The organism is Caballeronia sp. J97, from assembly GCF_905220305.1.
Taxonomy (GTDB): domain Bacteria; phylum Pseudomonadota; class Gammaproteobacteria; order Burkholderiales; family Burkholderiaceae; genus Caballeronia.
The window spans coordinates 72,817-93,265 of sequence record NZ_CAJMZL010000012.1 but is presented as its reverse complement, the minus strand read 5'-3'; the positions used below and the strand labels follow the sequence as shown (position 1 = coordinate 93,265).

At 63.9% G+C, this 20,449-nt stretch carries 22 protein-coding genes; 10 read left to right on the top strand and 12 right to left on the bottom strand.

The genetic code is table 11. The features are described from left to right. Position 1 precedes the first annotated feature (1 nt). Both U4Y90_RS17380 and murJ read right to left on the bottom strand, forming a co-directional pair. Positions 2 to 847, bottom strand: coding sequence for a SirB1 family protein (locus U4Y90_RS17380; protein WP_321796293.1), 846 nt, complete (start codon positions 845 to 847; stop codon positions 2 to 4). Further along, positions 847 to 2,397, bottom strand: a complete 1,551-nt coding sequence (gene murJ / locus U4Y90_RS17375) for a murein biosynthesis integral membrane protein MurJ (RefSeq protein WP_321796291.1) — start codon at positions 2,395 to 2,397, stop codon at positions 847 to 849. Before murJ ends, U4Y90_RS17380 begins: the two co-directional genes overlap by 1 nt. Before the next feature lie 367 nt (positions 2,398 to 2,764). Here murJ and rpsT point away from each other — a divergent pair, with 367 nt between their 5' ends. Next, entirely contained in the window at positions 2,765 to 3,043 is a 279-nt protein-coding gene (rpsT, locus tag U4Y90_RS17370) for a 30S ribosomal protein S20 (protein ID WP_321796289.1), read from the top strand. Positions 3,044 to 3,191: 148 nt separating this feature from the next. Here rpsT and U4Y90_RS17365 read toward each other — a convergent pair whose 3' ends face one another. Further along, a complete protein-coding gene (locus tag U4Y90_RS17365) occupies positions 3,192 to 3,530 on the bottom strand; it encodes a DUF3579 domain-containing protein (protein WP_321796288.1) in 339 nt (112 codons plus the stop codon). Between the two features lie 514 nt (positions 3,531 to 4,044). Here U4Y90_RS17365 and argF point away from each other — a divergent pair. Then, a complete protein-coding gene (argF, locus tag U4Y90_RS17360) occupies positions 4,045 to 4,974 on the top strand; it encodes an ornithine carbamoyltransferase (protein WP_321796286.1) in 930 nt (309 codons plus the stop codon). 163 nt (positions 4,975 to 5,137) lie between these two features. Continuing rightward, positions 5,138 to 6,367, top strand: a complete 1,230-nt coding sequence (locus U4Y90_RS17355) for an argininosuccinate synthase (protein ID WP_321796284.1) — start codon at positions 5,138 to 5,140, stop codon at positions 6,365 to 6,367. 69 nt (positions 6,368 to 6,436) lie between these two features. Here the strand turns inward: U4Y90_RS17355 and murB are convergent, their stop codons facing one another. Next, on the bottom strand, positions 6,437 to 7,453 hold the full coding sequence (murB, locus tag U4Y90_RS17350; protein ID WP_321796282.1) for a UDP-N-acetylmuramate dehydrogenase: 1,017 nt from the start codon (positions 7,451 to 7,453) through the stop codon (positions 6,437 to 6,439). A gap of 100 nt (positions 7,454 to 7,553) precedes the next feature. Here murB and U4Y90_RS17345 point away from each other — a divergent pair, with 100 nt between their 5' ends. After that, positions 7,554 to 8,039: a YajQ family cyclic di-GMP-binding protein gene (locus tag U4Y90_RS17345; protein ID WP_106855383.1), complete on the top strand. Its 486-nt coding sequence runs from the start codon at positions 7,554 to 7,556 to the stop codon at positions 8,037 to 8,039. A 58-nt stretch (positions 8,040 to 8,097) separates the two neighbouring features. On the opposite strand, the gene plsY is transcribed toward U4Y90_RS17345, so the two are convergent. Next, complete coding sequence (gene plsY / locus U4Y90_RS17340; RefSeq protein WP_321796278.1) at positions 8,098 to 8,733, bottom strand: glycerol-3-phosphate 1-O-acyltransferase PlsY; 636 nt, start codon at positions 8,731 to 8,733, stop codon at positions 8,098 to 8,100. Between the two features lie 36 nt (positions 8,734 to 8,769). Next, positions 8,770 to 9,261, bottom strand: a complete 492-nt coding sequence (gene ybaK / locus U4Y90_RS17335; protein WP_321796277.1) for a Cys-tRNA(Pro) deacylase — start codon at positions 9,259 to 9,261, stop codon at positions 8,770 to 8,772. Positions 9,262 to 9,370: 109 nt separating this feature from the next. Here ybaK and U4Y90_RS17330 point away from each other — a divergent pair, with 109 nt between their 5' ends. Continuing rightward, the gene (locus U4Y90_RS17330) at positions 9,371 to 10,522 is read left to right on the top strand and encodes an acyl-CoA dehydrogenase family protein (protein ID WP_321796275.1); all 1,152 of its coding nucleotides are present in this window, start codon (positions 9,371 to 9,373) and stop codon (positions 10,520 to 10,522) included. A gap of 9 nt (positions 10,523 to 10,531) precedes the next feature. On the opposite strand, the gene xerD is transcribed toward U4Y90_RS17330, so the two are convergent. From xerD to queG, 3 genes are read right to left on the bottom strand one after another with little or no spacing between them, the layout of a single operon-like run. Continuing rightward, the gene (gene xerD / locus U4Y90_RS17325; protein ID WP_321796274.1) at positions 10,532 to 11,461 is read right to left on the bottom strand and encodes a site-specific tyrosine recombinase XerD; all 930 of its coding nucleotides are present in this window, start codon (positions 11,459 to 11,461) and stop codon (positions 10,532 to 10,534) included. Further along, positions 11,458 to 11,940 (bottom strand): methylated-DNA--[protein]-cysteine S-methyltransferase, encoded by a 483-nt coding sequence (locus tag U4Y90_RS17320; protein ID WP_321796273.1) that lies wholly within the window; start codon positions 11,938 to 11,940, stop codon positions 11,458 to 11,460. The genes xerD and U4Y90_RS17320 overlap by 4 nt, the downstream gene beginning before the upstream one ends. Further along, positions 11,937 to 13,169 carry a tRNA epoxyqueuosine(34) reductase QueG gene (gene queG, locus U4Y90_RS17315; protein ID WP_321796443.1) on the bottom strand — a complete coding sequence of 411 codons (1,233 nt, stop codon included), beginning with the start codon at positions 13,167 to 13,169 and terminating at the stop codon, positions 11,937 to 11,939. Before queG ends, U4Y90_RS17320 begins: the two co-directional genes overlap by 4 nt. 18 nt (positions 13,170 to 13,187) lie before the next feature. On the opposite strand from queG, the gene tsaE reads away from it, so the two are divergent. Continuing rightward, complete coding sequence (gene tsaE / locus U4Y90_RS17310) at positions 13,188 to 13,772, top strand: tRNA (adenosine(37)-N6)-threonylcarbamoyltransferase complex ATPase subunit type 1 TsaE (protein ID WP_321796272.1); 585 nt, start codon at positions 13,188 to 13,190, stop codon at positions 13,770 to 13,772. Next, positions 13,754 to 15,256 (top strand): N-acetylmuramoyl-L-alanine amidase, encoded by a 1,503-nt coding sequence (locus U4Y90_RS17305; RefSeq protein ID WP_321796270.1) that lies wholly within the window; start codon positions 13,754 to 13,756, stop codon positions 15,254 to 15,256. Before tsaE ends, U4Y90_RS17305 begins: the two co-directional genes overlap by 19 nt. Before the next feature lie 15 nt (positions 15,257 to 15,271). Here U4Y90_RS17305 and U4Y90_RS17300 read toward each other — a convergent pair whose 3' ends face one another. After that, positions 15,272 to 16,150: an EamA family transporter gene (locus tag U4Y90_RS17300; RefSeq protein WP_321796268.1), complete on the bottom strand. Its 879-nt coding sequence runs from the start codon at positions 16,148 to 16,150 to the stop codon at positions 15,272 to 15,274. A gap of 163 nt (positions 16,151 to 16,313) precedes the next feature. Then, positions 16,314 to 16,556 (bottom strand): hypothetical protein, encoded by a 243-nt coding sequence (locus U4Y90_RS17295; RefSeq protein WP_321796267.1) that lies wholly within the window; start codon positions 16,554 to 16,556, stop codon positions 16,314 to 16,316. Between the two features lie 181 nt (positions 16,557 to 16,737). Here U4Y90_RS17295 and U4Y90_RS17290 point away from each other — a divergent pair, with 181 nt between their 5' ends. Together U4Y90_RS17290 and trxA are read left to right on the top strand one after the other, a co-directional pair. Further along, positions 16,738 to 17,637: a pirin family protein gene (locus U4Y90_RS17290; RefSeq protein WP_321796265.1), complete on the top strand. Its 900-nt coding sequence runs from the start codon at positions 16,738 to 16,740 to the stop codon at positions 17,635 to 17,637. A gap of 79 nt (positions 17,638 to 17,716) precedes the next feature. Further along, positions 17,717 to 18,565, top strand: a complete 849-nt coding sequence (gene trxA / locus U4Y90_RS17285) for a thioredoxin (RefSeq protein WP_321796263.1) — start codon at positions 17,717 to 17,719, stop codon at positions 18,563 to 18,565. A gap of 53 nt (positions 18,566 to 18,618) precedes the next feature. Here trxA and U4Y90_RS17280 read toward each other — a convergent pair whose 3' ends face one another. Beyond that, positions 18,619 to 19,464, bottom strand: coding sequence for a tRNA threonylcarbamoyladenosine dehydratase (locus U4Y90_RS17280; RefSeq protein WP_321796261.1), 846 nt, complete (start codon positions 19,462 to 19,464; stop codon positions 18,619 to 18,621). Between the two features lie 288 nt (positions 19,465 to 19,752). Here U4Y90_RS17280 and pdxH point away from each other — a divergent pair, with 288 nt between their 5' ends. Next, positions 19,753 to 20,394, top strand: a complete 642-nt coding sequence (gene pdxH / locus U4Y90_RS17275; protein ID WP_321796259.1) for a pyridoxamine 5'-phosphate oxidase — start codon at positions 19,753 to 19,755, stop codon at positions 20,392 to 20,394. Positions 20,395 to 20,449: the final 55 nt, after the last annotated feature.

Here is a 20,449-nt window from a genome sequence, read left to right as displayed (position 1 = left end):
TTCAGTCGCCGTTGTGCTGCGTGCGCTGCCGTAACTCGTGCAATTCGGTTTCGACGACGGTTGCATCCTCGGCATCCGGACGAATTTCGATGTAACGCTGCAGATCCTCCAGCGCCGGCCGCAGGTAATCGAGCCGCGCGTATGCGAAACCGCGATCGCGCACCTCCTCGATACTGTTCGGCAAGGCAATCACGAGCCGCTGCTGAACCGCGAGCAGACGCTGCCAGCGCTCCGTCTGCAAATAGATGCCCTTCAGATTGCGCAGCATGCGCGCGACGATCTCGCGCCGCGTCGCGGGCTGCAACAGCACGCGCAATGCGCTCCCGATCGATTCGCCCACGCGCTGCACATACGGCTCGAGCATCTCGACCATCTGCGCTTCGGAGAGCGTTTGACCGGTCGTCGGATCAAGCATCAGATCCTGGCCCGGTGTCGCGACGCGCAACAGAAAATGCCCGGGAAACGACACGCCGCGCACCGGCAACCCGAGTTGCTCGGCCATCTCCAGATAGATCACCGCGAGCGAGATCGGAATGCCGCGCCGGCGTCGCAGCACGACGTTCAGATGGCTGTTGTCCGGATCGTAGTAATCGTTGAGGTTGCTGGAGAACCCCAGCTCGCGAAAGAAATAACGATTGAGCGCATCGGTCTTCTGCTTCACGTCGGCGCCGTCGGGCATGCGGCGACGCGCGCGCACGACGAGTTCATCGATCTCCGCGAGAGCGGCCTGCATGTCGAGATCGGGATACGCGTCCTGCGCGAGCGACAAGGCCGCTTCCGTGAGCGGAAGGCTGTCGTCGTCCGCCATCAGCGAAGAGAAGTAGTCGAGGATACGCGTTGTCGTCATCAAAGCGTGCGTCTCTTGAAATAGGCGTACTTGAAGCCCATTGCGGACAGAATACCGAAATATAGCGCGGCAAACACGACGAGGCTCGCACCGAGAAGCGCGATGCGCATGAGCGGCGTCGCGCGCATGCCGATCCAGTCGAAGTTGATCGCCACCCAGTGCATCGTGCCCGCAAGAATCAGGCACGCGCCGATCAGTTGCACGAAAAAGCGCAGCCAGCCCGGCGACGGCTGGTAGATCCGCCGGCGGCGCAGCCCCGCGAACAGCAGGAGCGCGTTGGCGAGCGCGCCGAGGCCGATCGAGAGCGTGAGACCCGCGTGCGAAAAGATCGGCACGAAGATGTAATTGCTCACCTGCGTCATGATCAGCACGAAGATCGCGATCTTCACCGGCGTCTTGATGTCCTGCTTCGCGTAGAAGCCCGGCGCGAGAATCTTGATGAGGATGAGGCCGATCAGCCCGATCCCGTACGCCGCCAGCGCGCGTCCGACCATCACGACCGAATGGCTGTCGAACTTGCCGTAGTGAAAGAGCGTCGCGGTGAGCGGCTCGGCGAAAAAGAAGAGCGCGACCGCGCTCGGCGCGGCCAGCAGGAACGTGATGCGAAGCCCCCAGTCGAGCAGCGCGGAGTATTCGTCGTGGTTGGCGTCGACGTGCGCTTTCGAGAGACTCGGCAGGAGAATCGTGCCGAGCGCCGCGCCGAGCAGCGCAGTCGGGAATTCCATCAGCCGGTCAGCGTAGTTGATCCACGACACCGCGCCCGCCCCGATGTTCGACGCGATATTCGTGTTGATGATGAGGCTCAACTGCCCGACCGATACGGCGAACATCGCTGGAACCATCTTCAGCAACACGCGCTTGACGCCCGGATGCGCGAGCGCGCGGCGGAAGTTCAACCCGACGCGCGGCGTCATGTCGATCTTCTTCAGGCCGGGCAATTGCACGAGCAATTGCAGAATGCCGCCGACGATGACCGCGTACGCGAGCGCATAGACCGGCACTTTCAGATGCGGCGCCACGAACACCGCCGCGAAAATGAACGACACGTTCAAGAGCACGGGGGCGAACGCGGGCAGCGAGAACTGCTTGTACGTGTTGAGCACGCCCGAGGCGAGCGTCGTCATCGAAATGAGGACGATGTACGGGAACATGATGCGCGTCATCTCGACCGCGAGCGCGTAACCGATGCCCTCGTGCCGCAGCCCCGACGCCACCGCGAAGACGACCCAGCTCGCGCCCGCCATGCCGGCGATCGACAGCACGACGAGGAACCACGTGAGCACCGTCGACATCGCGTCGACGAGCGCCTTGGTCGGATCGTGGCCCTTGCTGTTCTTGAACTCGGCGAGAATCGGCACGAACGCCTGCGCGAACGCGCCTTCCGCGGACAGACGCCGCAGCAGGTTGGGAATTCGGAAAGCGACGTAGAACGCGTCGGTATAAATACTGGCGCCGAAAGCTCGGGCAATCAGTGTTTCGCGGATCAGGCCGGTCACGCGCGACAGCAACGTGAAGCCGCTGACCGTCAGCAGGGCTCGGAATAGATTCATGGGGCGCTTATTATACGGGCCGCGTGCGGCGTGCCCACCAGACTCCGCCTATTGCTGGCGGGCAACACCGCATGTTTGACCGATGGCATCGAACCGCCCCGCGTCGACGCGACCCACGCCGCGCTTGTCACATCTCATATTCGCTTGCTATAATCGCGGGTTTCGACGCTCCAAAACCGTTTGGATTAGCAGCTTCGCGTCTTTTCCGGCCCCGGCCGGCGATGTTTTAGAGGTTCTCGGGCAATCGTTCCCGGGATTTCCGATCAAAGGCAGCGCGCTCGATCGGCCCGCGTCAGGGCTTTTCAAGGCCTTCGCCGGCCACGCGCTCCGGACAAGTAACAGCAGAGAAACAGGACAAGGAACCGTCATGGCAAATTCCGCACAAGCTCGCAAGCGCGCCCGTCAGGCCGCCAAAGCCAACTCGCACAACTCGGCGCTGCGCTCGAAGTTCCGCACGGCCATCAAGGCAGTCCGCAAGGCTATCGAAGCCGGCGACAAGGACAAGGCCGCCGAAGTGTTCAAGTCGTCGGTCAAGACGCTCGACATCATCGCGGACAAGAAGATCGTCCACAAGAACAAGGCTGCTCGTCACAAGAGCCGCCTGGCTGCAGCCATCAAGGGCCTGCAAGCCCCCGCTGCCCAGTAATTCCGGCTCGCTTCGGGCGGGCGCCATCCGGTTTCGCGAGTTTCGCGATCGAGGCGTTCGTCGAAGCAGCTTCCTGTTTCCGCTGCGCAGTAACAAAAAAGCCCGCTTCGGCGGGCTTTTTTGCGTCCGTACTTCCCGACACAGAGCGTCAAGGTTGATGCTGCTGGGTCTGCGTGCCGTGATGCGGCGGCAGTTCGCACGCTTCGGTCACGAGGAGATCGTTGTCCTTGGCAAAATTCAGGACGAAGTCGAAGGCCATCGGCTCGATGTCGCGCAGACGCGAATCGACGATCACGACCTTGATGTCGCCGATCATCGTCGGACGAACGTAGATGGAGTACTGGAGACGGGCGTTCGGCCCCTTTGCCTTCGGTCCGAAACCCGACATCACGCCGCACAGGCGCTCGGACCAATCGCTCGGCCGAAACTTCCTTCCGCTCTTGGTGATGCCTTGTATGAAGTATTCGGTAGAGGGTGATTCAGCCATGTAGCAATACCTTTTGACGGCCGGTGACGCGCACCGGAACGCACATGCCTGACGCAGGGAACCGCAAGGGCAGGCGCAGCGACGGCGCCGGGCGGTCTTGCGCGGGTCGATTCTGTCGGAACCGTCCGCGACCGCGACAGGAATGGCGGACTCGACAGCACTGGGCAATCCACCGCGAAATCGGAATGCACAAAGTCACGCCGACCGGATTCTTGCGAATCCTTCGCCACAGATGCGCGTGAAACGGTGCTGAATGTTGCAGAACTGTTGAAACGAGCGACCGCAATTATACAGTAGCGGGCTCTTTTCCGCAGCGCACACAGACATCGTCCCGTCCATCAGGGACACTCCGGGGCCGCCGTCCGGGCGTTCGCTCGAGTCTGCGTGCTTTTGGCCAGCCTCGTCAAACATCGCAAAATACTTTATGCTCAAAAGCGATACCACTCCCGACGGCGGCGCCGTCCGGCCTTGATGCGAAGCGCAGCGGCCGGTTCGAAGCCGCCGCTTGCGTTTCATGACCGCCAAGAAAATTCGCCACTATCTTCAGTTCAAGGATTTTTCGCTCGACGACTACGAGTACGTGCTCGAACGCGCGCGCATTCTGAAGCGCAAGTTCAAGAACTACGAGACTTATCATCCGCTGCACGACCGCACGCTCGCGATGATCTTCGAGAAAAGCTCCACGCGCACGCGTCTTTCGTTCGAAGCAGGCATCTTTCAGCTCGGCGGCCACGCGGTGTTCATGAACACGCGCGACACGCAGCTCGGCCGCGGCGAGCCGATCGAGGATTCGGCGCAGGTCATCTCGCGCATGGTCGACATCATCATGATCCGCACGTTCGGCCAGGACATCATCCGGCGTTTCGCCGAAAGCTCGCGCGTGCCGGTCATCAACGGGCTGACCAACGAGTACCACCCGTGTCAGGTGCTCGCCGACATCTTTACGTTCTACGAGCATCGCGGGCCGATTCACGGCAAGACCGTCGCGTGGGTCGGCGACGCGAACAACATGCTCTACACGTGGATCGAAGCGGCGCAGATTCTCGGCTTCAAGTTGCGCCTGTCGACGCCGCTCGGCTACAAGCTCGATCCCGCGCTCGTCTCCGAGGAGAGCAAGCCGTTCTTCGAAGAGTTCGACGATCCGAACGAAGCCTGCGCGGGCGCCGATCTCGTCACGACCGACGTCTGGACCAGCATGGGCTACGAGGCCGAAAACGAAGCGCGCATGAAAGCATTCGCCGATTATTGCGTCGACGCCGAGATGATGGCGCGCGCCCATCCCGATGCGCTCTTCATGCACTGCCTGCCCGCGCACCGCGGCGAGGAAGTGAGCGCGGAAGTGATCGACGGACCGCAGAGCGTAGTCTGGGACGAAGCGGAGAACCGTCTGCACGTCCAGAAGGCGCTGATGGAGTATCTCCTGCTCGGCAAGCTCAATCACTGAGCGAATCCGCGCTGTCGCCCCGCCGTGCGTCCCGAATTTACGGAAGCGCGGCCTTTTGATGTCAAAATAGTGGTTTTTCCGCGCACTTCATGCCCGTCGCGCGCCCGGCGGACGCGAAGCGGCGCACAACCGCCGCACCGGCTTTTCCGCACACGAGTTCACCATGAGCGATATCAAGAAAGTCGTGCTCGCCTATTCGGGCGGTCTCGACACCTCCGTCATCCTGAAATGGTTGCAGGACAACTACGACGCCGAAGTCGTGACCTTCACGGCCGACATCGGCCAGGGCGAGGAACTGGAACCCGCGCGCAAGAAGGCGCTCCAGCTCGGCATCAAGCAGGAAAACATTTTCATCGAAGATCTGCGTGAAGAGTTCGTCCGCGATTTCGTGTTCCCGATGTTCCGCGCGAACACCATCTACGAAGGCGAGTATCTGCTCGGCACGTCGATCGCGCGTCCGCTGATCGCGAAGCGCCAGATCGAAATCGCGCGCGCGACCGGCGCGCAAGCCGTCTCGCACGGCGCGACCGGCAAGGGCAACGACCAGGTCCGCTTCGAGCTCGGCTATTACTCGCTCGAACCCGGCATCAAGGTGATCGCGCCGTGGCGCGAATGGGATCTGCTCTCGCGCGAAAAGCTGCTCGCGTACGCCGAGAAGGCCGGCATTCCGATCGAAATGAAGCACAAGCAAGGCGGCGCGCCCTACTCGATGGACGCGAACCTGCTGCATATCTCGTTCGAAGGCCGCCATCTGGAGGATCCGAAGGCCGAGGCCGAAGCAGACATGTGGCGCTGGACCGTGTCGCCGGAAGAGGCGCCGGATCAGCCGGAATATGTCGATATCGAATTCGAGAAGGGCGACCCGGTCGCGCTGAACGGCAAGCGCCTGTCGCCGGCCGACATGCTGACCGAGCTGAACCGCCTGGGCGGCAAGCACGGCATAGGCCGTCTGGATCTGGTCGAGAACCGTTACGTCGGCATGAAGTCGCGCGGCTGCTATGAAACGCCGGGCGGCACGATCATGCTGAAGGCGCACCGCGGCATCGAGTCGATCACGCTGGATCGCGAAGTGGCGCACCTGAAAGACGATCTGATGCCGCGCTACGCGTCGCTGATCTACAACGGCTACTGGTGGAGCCCGGAGCGCCGCGCGCTGCAGGTGCTGATCGACCACACGCAGGAGAAGGTCAACGGCTGGGTGCGTGTCAAGCTGTACAAGGGCGGCGTGTCGGTCGTCGCGCGCGATTCGAAGGAAACGCTGTTCGACAAGACCATCGCGACCTTCGACGACGACGGCGGCGCCTACAACCAGGCCGACGCCGGCGGCTTCATCAAGCTGAACGCGCTGCGCATGCGCATCGCGGAAAACGCGCGCCGCAAGCGCGGGGCGTAATTCTCGCGTTTCTGGACGTAAAAAAACCCGCCGAACTTTCGTTCGGCGGGTTTTTTCTGCGCGGAAGGTTCAGAGCACCACAGGCTCCATTTCCAGTTCTACGTCGAAACGCGTGAGCACATCGCGCTTGATAGCTTCGGCGAGTTCGAGCACTTGCGCGCCTGTCGCGCCGCCGCGATTGACGAGCACGAGCGCCTGACGATCGTGCACCGCCGCGCCGCCGATGCCGCGCCCTTTCCATCCGCATTGATCAATCAGCCAGCCCGCCGCGAGCTTCACCTGCCCGTCCGCCTGGCGGTAGGAGACCACGCCGGGTTCGCGCTGCTGCAATACCTCGAACGCCTGCGCACTCACGACGGGATTCTTGAAGAAGCTGCCCGCGTTGCCGAGCACGGTCCAGTCGGGCAGCTTGGCTCGGCGCACGGCGACGACCGCATCGAAGATGGCCTGCGCATCCGGTCTCGCGGCGCCATCGAGCGCGCGGGCGACATCGGCGTAATCGGCGCGCGGCGTCCACGCTTTCGGCAGCCGGAACACCACCGACGTGATCATGAAGCGCCCACGCCCTGCCCGTTTGAAAAAGCTGTCGCGATAGCCGAACTCACAGTCGGCCCGATCGAATTCAGCGCGTTGGCCCGTCGCGAGCTCGACCGCGCAGAGCCGCTCGAAACGTTCGCCCATTTCGAGCCCGTACGCGCCGATGTTCTGAATCGGCGCCGCGCCGACCGTGCCGGGAATCAGCGCGAGGTTTTCGAGCCCCGGCATGCCTTGTGCGAGCGTCCAGGCGACGAAATCGTGCCAGTTCTCGCCCGCGCCGGCCTCGACGAGCCAAGCATCGTCGTCTTCGGCGATCACGCGTTTGCCGGGAATGCCGACGACCAGCGCGACGCCGTCGAAATCGCGCGTCAGCACGATATTGCTGCCGCCGCCGAGCACGAGTTGCGGCATGTTCGCGATGCGCGCATCGGTGGCGAGCGCGATGGCCGCGTCGACGGATTCGATGCGCATCGCATGACGCGCGCGCGCGTCGAAGCCGAACGTGTTGTGAGCGAGCAGCGAGAAATCGGAGAGAAGCTGGAGCGACATGAACGAAACGCGTCGGTAGAATGACGACAGGTCCGTGATTATAGCGATTGCGCGAGCCGCGTCTGTTCGGCGCGCTCGCCTCAATGAAGGAGAAAGACAGATGCCATCGTTTGACGTCGTCAGCGAAGCAAACATGATCGAAGTGAAGAACGCGATCGAGCAGTCGAACAAGGAAATCTCGACGCGCTTCGACTTCAAGGGTTCGGATTCACGCGTCGAACAGAAAGAACGCGAGCTCACGCTCTACGCCGACGACGACTTCAAGCTCGGCCAAGTGAAGGACGTGCTGCTGAACAAGTTGGCCAAACGCGGTGTCGACGTGCGTTTTCTCGACTACGGCAAGCAGGAGAAGATCGGCGGCGACAAGCTGAAGCAGGTCGTGACGGTGAAGAAGGGCGTGTCGGGCGATCTGGCGAAAAAGATCGTCAAGATCGTGAAGGACAGCAAGATCAAGGTGCAGGCGAGCATTCAGGGCGACGCGGTGCGCGTGCAAGGCGCAAAGCGCGACGACCTGCAGGGCGCTATCGCGCTCCTGAAGAAGGAAGTCACGGATACGCCGCTCGACTTCAATAACTTCCGCGACTGATTCGTCGGCGCGTCAGAAGTAAAAAGCCGTTCCGGTGCGCCGGAACGGCTTTTTTAGTTTAATCCGCTGCTTCCGCCACTTTCTTCTTTTCGCCGATGCGGCTTTCCTTCCCCGCCAGCAGCTTCGAAATGTTCGCGCGATGCCGCCAGATGAGCAGCAGACTCATCGCCAGCACGGCGAGCGAGATGCGGCTCGGCCCGAACAGAAAGACTTGAAAGAACGGTGCGAACACGGCCGCGACGAGCGCCGCCAGCGACGAATACCGGAAGAAGAACGCGATGATCAGCCAGGTGAGCAGCGTCGCGATACCGAGCGCCGGATGGATCGCGAGCAGCACGCCCGCCGCCGTCGCAACACCCTTGCCGCCCTGGAACCTGAAAAACACCGGGTACAGATGCCCGAGGAACACCGCGATGGCCGCGAGCGCGGTCGCGGTGTTGATGCCCGCCTGATCCCAGCCGAAGCTCGCGCCGAAATGCACGACGACCCAGACCGGCAGCCAGCCCTTGAACGCGTCGCCGATCAGCGTGAGGATCGCGGCCTTCTTGTTGCCGGTGCGCAGCACGTTGGTCGCGCCGGGGTTGCCCGAGCCGTACGAGCGGGGATCGGCCAGTCCCATCGCGTGACTCACGACGACGGCGAACGAAATCGAGCCGATCAGGTAGGACACGACGGCGACGATCAGAAAAATCATGGTGTCTTTTCAGTTTTGGCGAGAGCGGAACGCATTCTAATCGACGCTCGCGCACTGCACGGGTTTCGCGTTCAGCAACTCGGTCAGCACGTTCGGATCGATGCTCACGAGATACCCGCGACGCCCGCCGTTCAGATAGATCCGCTCGAGCCCGAGAATGCTCGATTCGACATACACCGGCATGGCCTTCTTCGTGCCGAACGGCGACGTGCCGCCGACGAGGAACCCCGAATGCCGGTTCGCCACTTCCGGCTTGCACGGCTCGATGCGCTTCGCGCCCGTCTGCCGTGCAAGGTTCTTCGTGGACACGGTGCGATCGCCGTGCATGAGGACGATGAGGGGCTTCGCGTGCTCGTCTTCCATCACCAGCGTCTTGACGACGATATGCTCGTCCACGCCGAGCTGCCGCGCGGATTCCTCCGTGCCGCCATGCTCGACATAATCGTAGGGATGCTCGCCGAACTCGACCTTGTGGCGGCGCAGGAATTGCGTCGCGGGCGTTTCGGACACGTGTTTGGCTTTCGACATGCCACGCATTGTAGCGGCGCGCCGGGGCGCTCACCATCGGCCATTCGGCCGATTGTGCGGGCACGGAATACCGTGGCACGATCGTTCGCGAACGTACAGGAGATGCACGATGATCCGCGACGCCGAAACGCAAACGCTGCTCGAAGACACGATTCGCCGCTTCGTGCGCGAAAAGCTCGTCCCCCGCGAGGGCGAAGTCGACGAAACCGACACCATTCCCGCCGACCTCATCGACGCGATGCGCGAGATCGGCATGTTCGGCCTGACCATTCCGGAAGCCTACGGCGGCCTCGGCCTCACGATGGAAGAGGAAGTGCGCATCGCGTTCGAGCTCGGTCAGACTTCGCCGGCGTTTCGCTCGGTGATCGGCACCAACAACGGCATCGGCTCGATCGGCATCCTGCTCGACGGCACCGACGCGCAAAAGGCGCACTATCTGCCGAAACTCGCTTCGGGCGAACTGATCGGCTCATTCTGTCTCACGGAGCCCGACGCGGGCTCCGACGCCGCTTCGCTCAAGACGCGCGCCCGGAAGGACGGCGACGTCTACGTGCTCGACGGCACCAAGCGCTTCATCACCAACGCTCCCGAAGCCGGCATCTACACGGTCATGGCGCGCACGAGCGATGCGAAAGGGGCGAGCGCAATCTCTGCGTTCATTGTCGGGCGTGACACGCCGGGCCTTTCCATCGGCAAGCCGGATCGCAAGATGGGCCAGCGCGGCGCGCACACGAGCGACGTGATCTTTGAAAACTGCCGCGTGCCGGCGAGCCAGCTGATAGGCGGCGTGGAAGGCGTCGGCTTCAAGACGGCGATGAAAACGCTCGACAAGGGCCGCATTCATATCGCGGCGATCGCCGTCGGCGCGGCGAAGCGGATGCTGCGCGACGCCCTCGCCTACGCGATGGAGCGCCGCCAGTTCGGCCAGCCGATCGTCGAATTTCAGCTCGTACAGGGGATGCTCGCCGACAGCAAGGCCGAGCTCTACGCCGCCGAATGCATGGTGCTCGACGCCGCGCGCCGCCGCGACGAAGGGCGCGACGTGTCGATCGAAGCGTCATGCGCGAAGTACTTCGCCACCGAGATGTGCGGGCGCGTCGCCGATCGCGCGGTGCAGGTGCACGGCGGCGCGGGTTATATCGCGGAATACGGCATCGAGCGCTTCTATCGCGACGTGCGGCTTTTCAGGCTGTACGAAGGCACGTCGCAGATTCAGCAGGTCATCATCGCGCGCGGGCTGATGCGCGGCGCGGAGATCTAGCGAAGCGATTCAGCCGCGCGGATGATGCTCGCGATGCAGCTTCTGCAGACGCTCGCGCGCGACGTGCGTATAGATCTGCGTCGTCGAAATGTCCGAGTGGCCGAGCAGCAATTGCACGACGCGCAAGTCCGCGCCGTGATTGAGCAGATGCGTCGCGAAAGCGTGGCGCAGCGTGTGCGGCGAGAGCGGCGCGTGCACGCCGCCCTTCAGCGCATGACGCTTGATGATGTTCCAGAACTGCTGGCGCGTCATGCCTTCGCCGCGCGACGTGACGAAGAGCGCATCGGCGGCGCGCGCGCCGAGCAGCGCCGGACGCGCTTCGCGCAGATAGCGTTCGAGCCAGTCGTGCGCCGTCTCGCCGAACGGGATCAGGCGTTCTTTCGAGCCCTTGCCCATCACGCGCACGACGCCTTCGTTCAGGCCGAGCTCGACCGTCTTCAGCGTGACGAGCTCGGTCACGCGCAGACCGCTCGCGTACATCAACTCGAGCATCGTGCGATCGCGCAAGCCGAGCGGCGTCTCGATGTCGGGTGCGCCGAGCAGCGCTTCGACTTGCGACTCGTTGAGCGTCGAAGGAAAGCGCGGCGGCTGCTTGGCCGAGCGTAGCTTCAGCGTCGGATCGGACGAAACGCGATGCTCGCGCAACGCCCACGCGTAGTAGCGGCGAAACACCGAGAGACGCCGGTTCGCGGAGGTCGCCTTGTCGCCGCGGCGCGCGGCCATGTAGCCGTTCATGTCCGCTTCGACTGCCGCGTCGATCGATGCGCCGCGCGTCTTGCCGAGCCATTCCGCGAAGAGCTTGAGATCGCGCCGGTACGCTTCGAGCGAATTCTTGGCAAGACCGTGTTCGAGCCAGAGCGCGTCGCAAAAGAGATCGATCGCGTCGTGGCTCGCGCTCAGTTGCGGCGTTTGTATGTCTTCAGTCGTTGCGCTCGTCATGCGATCGATACACCTTCATGCGCCAGCAGCCAGCGCTTCACGTTGCGATAAAAACCTTCGCCGGGATGATGCGCGAAACCGCCGATCCCGCCCGAAGCCACGACCCGGTGGCACGGTATCACGATCGGCAGCGGATTGGAGCCGCACGCCTGGCCGACCGCGCGCGGCACGCTGCCGATCTCGCGTGCGAGCTGGCCATAGGTCCAGACGTGGCCCGCCGCGATGCCGGCGATGCCCCGCCACACACGTTGCTGAAACGTCGTGCCGCGCATCGCGAGCGGCAGGTCGAAGCGCATCGCGGGGTTCTGGAGATACGCGCGGATCTGCGCGACGGCGTCCTTCGCGAGCGGCTTCTCAGGCGCGATGCCGTCGACATCGTCCGGCAGATAGACGATCTCGCACACCGATTGCGCATCGACGCGAATGCCGACCTTGCCGAACGGCGCGTCGATCACGGCATCGTATGGGGTGTTCTTCATGATTGCTCCAGCGCCCAGCGAACGTGCTCGCGAACGAGTTCGGACGGGTCGTCGGCACGCGCTCGCAACGCGTCGACGATAGTCTTGCGCTCGCTCGCATCGAGCCCGGACGCGCGCAACGCATTGCCCATCGCCACCGCGATATTGCGCAGCCAGCGTTCATGCCCGATGCGCCGGATCGCGCTGCCCTGCATGCGCGTGTCGAAATCTTCCGCGCTGCAGCCGAACAATTCGACGAGCGTCGCGCGATCGAGTCCATGCCGCACATCGAAATCGGCAACCGGCGCGGCCTGCGCGAACTTGTTCCACGGACAGACGAGCTGGCAATCGTCGCAACCGTAGACGCGATTGCCGATCAGCGGGCGCATCGCTTCGGGAATGCTGCCGTGCAGTTCGATCGTCAGGTACGAGATGCAGCGCCGCGCGTCGACGCGATACGGCGCGACGATCGCGCCCGTCGGACATGCGCCGATGCAGCGCGTGCACTGCCCGCAATGCGCGCCTTCCCGTTCGGGATGCGGATCGACGGGCAAAGGAACATCGACGAAAATTTCGCCGAGAAAGAAGAGTGAGCCGGCATCGCGATCGAGCAACAACGTATGCTTGCCGCGCCAGCCGTTGCCCGCCTTCTGCGCGAGCGCGACTTCCAGCACGGGCGCGGAATCCGTGAACGCGCGATGCCCGAACGGTCCGATCTCCTTCTCGATGCGCTCCGCCAGTTGCTGCAGGCGGTTGCGCATGACCTTGTGATAATCGCGGCCGCGCGCGTAAATGGAGACCACGGCCTGCGATGGTTTCGCGAGTCTCGACCATTCGATCGCGCGCCAGTCGTTCTTCTGACCATCGGCTGTCGCGACACTTTCATCGCCCGTTCTCGCGAGCGTTTTCGCCGGCAGATAGGCCATGCGCGCGGTGATGACGCGTCGCGTTCCGGCCACAAGCTCGGCCGGTCTTGCGCGTTTCATCCCATGTTTGGCCATATAATCCATTTCGCCGTGATAGCCTGCTTCGAGCCAGTCAGTCAGGCCCTTCTCGGCATCCGTCAGGTCGATATCGCTGATGCCGACCGCACCGAACCCCAACTCGCGCCCCCACACCTTGATGCGCTGCGCGAGTTCTGCCAGCGCGTTTTCATCGAGATCGAAGACGCGAGATTCTGAAACGGATTCAGCGGCGGCGTCGCTGGACGCGGTCGTGATATCAATGGAATGTTCCGGCAATCGGTTCATCACGACATTTTACGAGCAATGCCCGAAAGCCCCGTACGAACGACGCAAGACCTTCCTCCCGCGCTTCTCGAACGCCGCTTCGACCTGCGCGACGAAGCCGCGACGCTCGCTTTCGGAGAACGCTTCGCGCGCGCCATCGACGCCACGCGCCTTCATGCATCGCAAGTTTCATCTGAACGATTTCACGGTCTCCAGGTCCAGTTGATCGGAGATCTGGGCGCGGGCAAGACCACGCTCGTGCGCGCGACCTTGCGCGCGCTCGGCCATGTCGGCCGCGTGAAGAGTCCGACCTACACGCTCGTCGAGCCGTATTCGATCGTCATCGAAAGCGGCCCGCTCGACGTTTATCACTTCGATCTCTATCGCTTCGCCGATCCGGCCGAATGGGCCGATGCCGGCTTTCGCGAATATTTCGACGCGGGCGCGGTATGCCTCGTTGAGTGGCCACAGCAAGCGGGCGGCCTGCTCGGCGTGCCGGACCTCGTGTTCCAGCTGTCCTTGCGAAATGACGTCGAACCGGAAGCAGATTCGAACGAAGAAGGCCGCGTGCTGACCGCGCGGGCGTTTAGCGAAACAGGAAAGTCATGTCTCGAAAGATGTTGATCAAGCCGTTTGCGTCGATCGAAGCGAGCGCCACCGCGCCGCACAACTGGCGTCGTCGCCAGGTGCTGCGCGCTGGCGCTTCGACGCTCGTGCTCGGGCTCATCGGGCCGAAGCTCGCGCACGCGAGCTCCGTGCTCGGCGTGCGCGTGTGGCCCGCGCGCGATTACACCCGCGTGACGATCGAGTCGGACCAGCCGCTTCAGAACGCCAACCAGTTGCTGCAGGGACCGGACCGGCTGGTCGTCGATCTCTCCGGCATCGATCTCGATCAGGCGCTGCGTGATCTCGTCTCGAAGATCACGCCGAACGATCCGCAGATTCAGGCGGTGCGCGTCGGGCAGTATCAGCCGCATGTCGTGCGCATGGTGTTCGACCTGAAGGGCTCGGTGAAGCCGCAGGTGTTCACCCTCGGCCCGATCGGCAGCTACAAGTACCGGCTCGTGTTCGACCTGTATCCCGCGGTCGCGCCCGATCCGCTGATGGAGCTGCTCGCGCAGACCGAGCGCAAGCAGGAAGCGCTCGATCGCGCCAATCCGAATCCGTCCGCGCCGCCGCCCGCGACGCTCTCAGGCCCGGCGACCGCGCAAAAGCCGACGACGCCCGATTCCACCGACGAGTTCTTTCAAAAGTACGCGCAAAACGAGGCGCCCGTCGAAGCGGCGCCGAAACCGGCGGTCAAGCCGCGCGTGCCGGCGCCGCCGCCCGTCATCGCGAAGAAGGACGAGGACAGCGACGAATACACGTTTTCGGCGCCCAAGCAGGGCGCCGGCACGACGCGCCTGCTCACCGTCGCGATCGATCCGGGTCATGGCGGCGAGGACCCCGGCGCGATCGGCGGCCAGGGCACGTACGAAAAGCACATCGCGCTCGATATCGCGAAGAAGCTGCGCGCGAAAATCGACGCCCAGCCTAACATGCGCGCGATGATGACCCGCGACGCCGACTTCTTCGTGCCGCTCAACGTGCGCGTGCAGAAAGCGCAGCGCGTCTCCGCCGACCTGTTCGTGTCGATTCACGCGGATGCGTTCACCTCGCCCGACGCCCGCGGCTCCTCGGTGTTCGCACTGTCGGAACACGGCGCGTCGAGCGCGGCCGCGCGCTGGATGGCGAACAAGGAAAACGCGTCGGACCAGGTCGGCGGCATCAACGTGAAATCGCAGGATGCGAGCGTGAATCGCGCGCTCTTCGACATGTCGACGACCGCGCAGATCCGCGACTCGATGCGCTACGGCAGCTTCGTGCTGAACGAGATCGGCGGCATCAACAAGCTGCACAAAGGCTCGGTCGAGCAGGCGGGCTTCGCCGTGCTGAAGGCGCCGGACATTCCGTCGATCCTCGTGGAGACCGCGTTCATCAGCAATCCGGACGAGGAAACCCGCCTGAACGACGACGCCTATCGCGACAAGATGGCCAACGCGATCATGAAGGGCATCAAGCGCTACTTCGCGGCCAATCCGCCGCTTGCGAAGAGCCGCATGACGTAAGCGCGCGCGTGGCGTTCAGCGCGCCGGCAAGATGCGCTGAACGAGCCGCGCGCCGAACACGTTCACCACGAGCCCCGCCATCACGAGCGCCGCGCCCGCCACCTGCGCCGCGCTCAGTCCCTCGCCGAGAAACACCGCCGCCGATGCGAGCCCGATCACCGGGACGAGCAGCGAGAACGGCGCGACGCTCCCCGCCGGATAGCGCGCGAGCAGCTTCCCCCACAGGCTGTAGCCGACGATCGTCGCGATGAACGCGAGGTAGAGAATCGCGAACACGGAGACGAGCGGAATGGACGCGAGACTCGCCTCGATGCGCGCCGGGCCTTCGAAAATCAGCGACAGCGCGAGAAACGGCAGCGGCGGAATCAGGCTGCCCCACACGACGAGCGAAAGCAGATCGACCTTGCCCATGCGCTTGGTCACGACATTGCCGAGCGCCCACATCGCCGAGGCGGCGAGCGTGAAGAGAAAGCCGGTAATGGTCATCGCCTGGCCGCCGCGCATGCCGATGAGCGCCAGCCCCGCCGCCGCGATCACCAGCCCGGCGACGTTTGCCGCGCGGATGCGCTCGCCGAGGATCATCGACGCGAAGATGAGCGTGAAGAACGCCTGTGCCTGCAAGACGAGCGACGCGAGGCCGGCGGGCATGCCCACATACATGCCGTAGAACAGCAGCGCGAATTGCCCGAGGGAAATGGTGAGACCGTAGGCGAAGAGCCAGCGCAGCGGAATCTGCGGGCGTTTCACGAAAATCGCCGGCACGGCCGCGAGCGCGAAACGCAGCGCGCCGAGCAGCATCGGCGGCACACCGTGCAATCCCAGCTTGATGACGACGAAATTCACGCCCCACGCGAGAATGACTACCGCTGCGATCAGCAAATCCTTTGGCGACATCGCCTGCCCCTCTTGTCACGTCCGTTATTGGCGAGCGGTCAAGTGTAGCGGAGGGCGCGGCGGCAGGCTTGTCAAAAGCTGCGCGGGATGACGACGGGCACGAAAAAGCGCCCGCGCCAGACGAGCGGCGCGAGCGCTGTCTCCGGTGAGCCGAATCGGATGCTTACTTGCTCTGGCCCGACGTCGCTGCGTTGCTGCCGGTTTCGGCGGCAGGCGTTTTCTTGGCCGCCGTCGCATGCGATGAATGCTTGCGGGTCTTGTGCTTCTTGGGCGTCGTCATGGCGGCCGAATTATCGGTGGTCGCCCCTGCCGAATCGCCCGGCGAAGTCTGCGCGAACGCGCCCGTGACGGCGGTGGCGCTGAAAAGGCCTGCGGTGATGGCGATCAAAAGCTTGTTCTTGCTCATTTTCGACTCCTGTCGAGTTTGTCAGGTTGCGAAGCTCGCGCGAAGCCGCGCGTGTGCGGACGTGCGCGGCGACCAAAAAAACGAGGGCCTCGGCGGCACGTCTGCGCCGCGCGGCATCGGCCGGTAGAATCGACGAATCCGCGCGTCATTCCGGCGCGCGATCCCCTTTTCGGAACCCGCCATGCCTTCGACGATCCGTGCAATGCTGAAGCCACACCAACACGACGTCGGCGGCCTCATGGTGCGGCGCGTACTGCCCGCGCTCGCGGCGCGCACCGTCGGACCCTTCATCTTTTTCGACCACATCGGTCCCGCAACGCTCGTGCCCGGCAAGGGACTCGACGTGCGCCCGCATCCGCATATCGGACTCGCGACGGTCACGTATCTGTTCGACGGCGCGATCATGCATCGCGACAGCGTCGGCTCGGTGCAGAAGATCGTTCCCGGCGACGTCAACTGGATGACCGCAGGCCGCGGCATCGTCCATTCGGAGCGCACGCCCGATGAAGAGCGCGCCGCCGGCCAGTCGATGCACGGCATTCAGACATGGGTCGCGATGCCCGTCGCGAGCGAGGACATCGAGCCCGCGTTCGAGCATCACGCGGCCGCGGCCCTGCCGCAGATCGAGCGCGATGGCGTGACGCTGCGTGTGATCGCGGGCACGGCGTTCGGCGCGAAAGCTCCCACGCGCACGTTCTCGCCGACGCTCTATGTCGCCGCGCAATTCGCGCCGGGCAGCGCGATCACGCTCGATGCCGAGCACGAGGAACGCGGCGTCTATCTCGTGAGCGGCGATCTGTCGATCGACGGCGTTGCGTTGCCCGAACAGCAGATGGCCGTTCTCGAGCCCGGCCCCGACGTGACGCTGCAGAGCGCGCGCGGCGCGGTCGCGATGCTGCTCGGCGGCGCGCCGCTCGACGGGCCGCGCTTCATCGAATGGAACTTCGTGTCGAGTTCGCGCGAGAAGATCGACGCAGCCAAGGTCGCGTGGAGCGAGCAGCGCATGGGACACGTGCCGGGAGAGACCGAGTTCATTCCGCTGCCGCCGCAGCGCCGCGAAAATCGCACGCCCGAGGCATGATGCGTGCGTTTCGCGCTTGAGAGTCGAGCGGATCGTCCCTATCTGATTGGGATCGACCGCAAGCATTAGGAGAAAACGCATGGATACGACCCTCGCCACTTTCGAGAACGATGTCATCAACGCGTCGATGCTCGCGCCCGTTCTCGTCGATTTCTGGGCGCCCTGGTGCGGCCCGTGCAAGACGCTCGGGCCGATGCTGGAGAGGCTCGAAGCCGAAGCCGCGGGCGCGTGGAAGCTCGTCAAGGTGAACGTCGACGAGAATCAGGAACTCGCCGCGCATTTTCAGGTGCGCAGCATTCCGCACGTGATCGCGTTCGCGGAGGGCCGGCCGGTCGATCAGTTCATCGGCGTGCTGCCGGAAGGCCAGTTGCGCGAGTTTCTCGACCGGCTCGTGCCCGCCGGCGCCGATGCCGAGCGCCTCAAGGCGCAGACCGCGTGGGCCGCGGGCAAGCGCAAGCTCGCGATCGACACGATCAAGGCCGCGCTCGCGCTCGATCCTGGTTATGACGATGCGCGCCTCGACCTGATCGAATGGCTGATCGCGGAGCGCCGCATCGACGAGGCGAAGGAAGAGGACAAGCTGCTGTCGCCGAAGACGACACAAGGCATCGACGCGCGCTACAACGCGTTGAAAACCGAGCTGGATGCCGCCGATGCCGCCGCCGACCTGCCGCCCGCCGACGCGCTGATCGACGCGGTGAACGCGAATCCCGACGATCTCGACGCGCGCTTCGCGCTCGCCAATCGCCTGATCGCGGGGCGCGACTACGCCGGAGCGCTGGAGCATTTGCTGGCGATCGTCGTGCGTGACCGCGCCTTCATGGACGATGTCGGCCGCAAGACGATGCTCTCCGTCTTCGAACTCGCCGCGAATCAGCCGGATCTCGTGTCGCAGTGGCGGCGCAAGTTGAGCGCGGCGATCAACTGATCGGCGCTCCGGATGGAAGAAATGGCCAACTATCGAAGCTGGCCATTTTCGTTTCAGGCGGCGCGCTTCGCCAATTCCCGCAGCACATGCGCGGCCGCCGCGAAGCCGAAGCTCGCCGTCACGCATACGCTCGATCCGAAGCCCGCGCAATTGAGCCCGACCGGCCCCGAATGGCCCGCGCCCGTTTCGAGATGCTCGGCGCCTTCGCTGATATCGCACGCGGGCGCGTCGGGATAGATCAGCGGCTCGTCCGAATACACCGCGCTCACCCTGAACCGCGCCTTCGGCCCGCGCGGAAAACCGTGCAGCTTGCGCAACTGGCCGCGCACCTTCGAGAGCAACGGGTCCTGAATCGTGAGCGCGAGATCGTCGATGCGAATGCGCGTCGGATCGAGCTGCCCGCCCGCGCCGCCGACGGTGATGAGCGCCTGCTTGCGCGCCACGCACCACGCGATGAGCGCCGTCTTGGTACGCACGCTGTCGATCGCATCGATCACATAGTCGAAGCCGCCGCCCAATGTTTCATCGAAATTGCCGGGCTCGACGAAGTCCTCGATCTGCCGCACGTCGCACGCCGGATCGATCAGCTTGATGCGCTCGGCCATCGCCGTGACTTTCGCCTTGCCGTAGTTGCCATCGAGCGCGTGAATCTGACGATTCGTGTTGCTTTCGGCGACATTGTCGAGATCGATCAGCGTGAGCTTGCCGACAGCACTGCGCGCGAGCGCCTCGGCCACCCAGGAGCCCACGCCGCCGATGCCGATCACCGCGACATGGGCGCGCTCGAACGCGGCGAGCGCGGGTGCGCCGTACAGGCGCGCGATGCCGCCGAAGCGGCGCTCGCGATCGGCGGCATCGGCGGCGAATGGTGTTGCAGCGGTATCGGATGAAGCGTTCATGTCGTGCAAAGGGATGGAATCGAGCCCATTGAAAGCGAACTTAAAGCCGCCAAAATGCAACGCTCGTTGTGCGGCGTCAAGCAATGCTTACAGACGGCTATCGGGTTTGCAAACTTGGGTGTTCGATCATGCAAAATTCGGGCGAATTGCGTATTCTGCCTTATCGAAATCTTGGACGTGATAGCCGCGACCGTCTTGCTCCGCCGGCGCGCACGGCACGTTCACGGTAATCAGGGCAAGATCGTTTCACCTTGGCTATACTGACGCGACTGTAGCGTTCGCATAAAAATGACGACCCTCGCAGACCTCCGCAAAAACTATTCGCGCGACGCGCTCGATGCCTCCGACGTCGATCCGAATCCGGTGACCCAGTTCCAGACCTGGTTCAAGCAAGCGCTCGACGCGAAACTGCCCGAGCCGAATGCCATGACCCTTGCGACCGTCGACGCGCAAGGGCGCCCTTCCGCACGCATCGTGCTTATCAAAGGTGTCGATGAACGCGGATTTGTTTTTTTTACCAATTACGATAGCCGCAAGGGCCGCGAACTCGCTGTCAATCCCGCTGCGAGCCTGCTTTTCCACTGGATCGAGCTCGAGCGCCAGGTGCGCGTCGAGGGCCGCGTCGAGAAGACGAGCGCTGAGGAAAGCGATGCGTATTACACATCGCGTCCGCTCGGCTCGCGCATCGGCGCGTGGGCATCGGACCAGAGCCAGCCGCTCGAAAGCCGCGAGGCGCTGGAAGCGCGCGAGCGCGAGATGATCGCCCGGTACGGCGACGCGCCGCCGCGCCCGCCGCATTGGGGCGGATATCGCCTCGTGCCCGATGCCGTCGAATTCTGGCAGGGACGCCCGTCGCGCCTTCACGACCGCATCGTCTATACGCGGGACGACGCGCTCGGTCCGTGGCGCATCGCGAGGCTCGCGCCGTAAGCGATCGGGCGCATCACGGCCGGACGTTGCAGCGGCGAAGCGGCAGATAGCACGA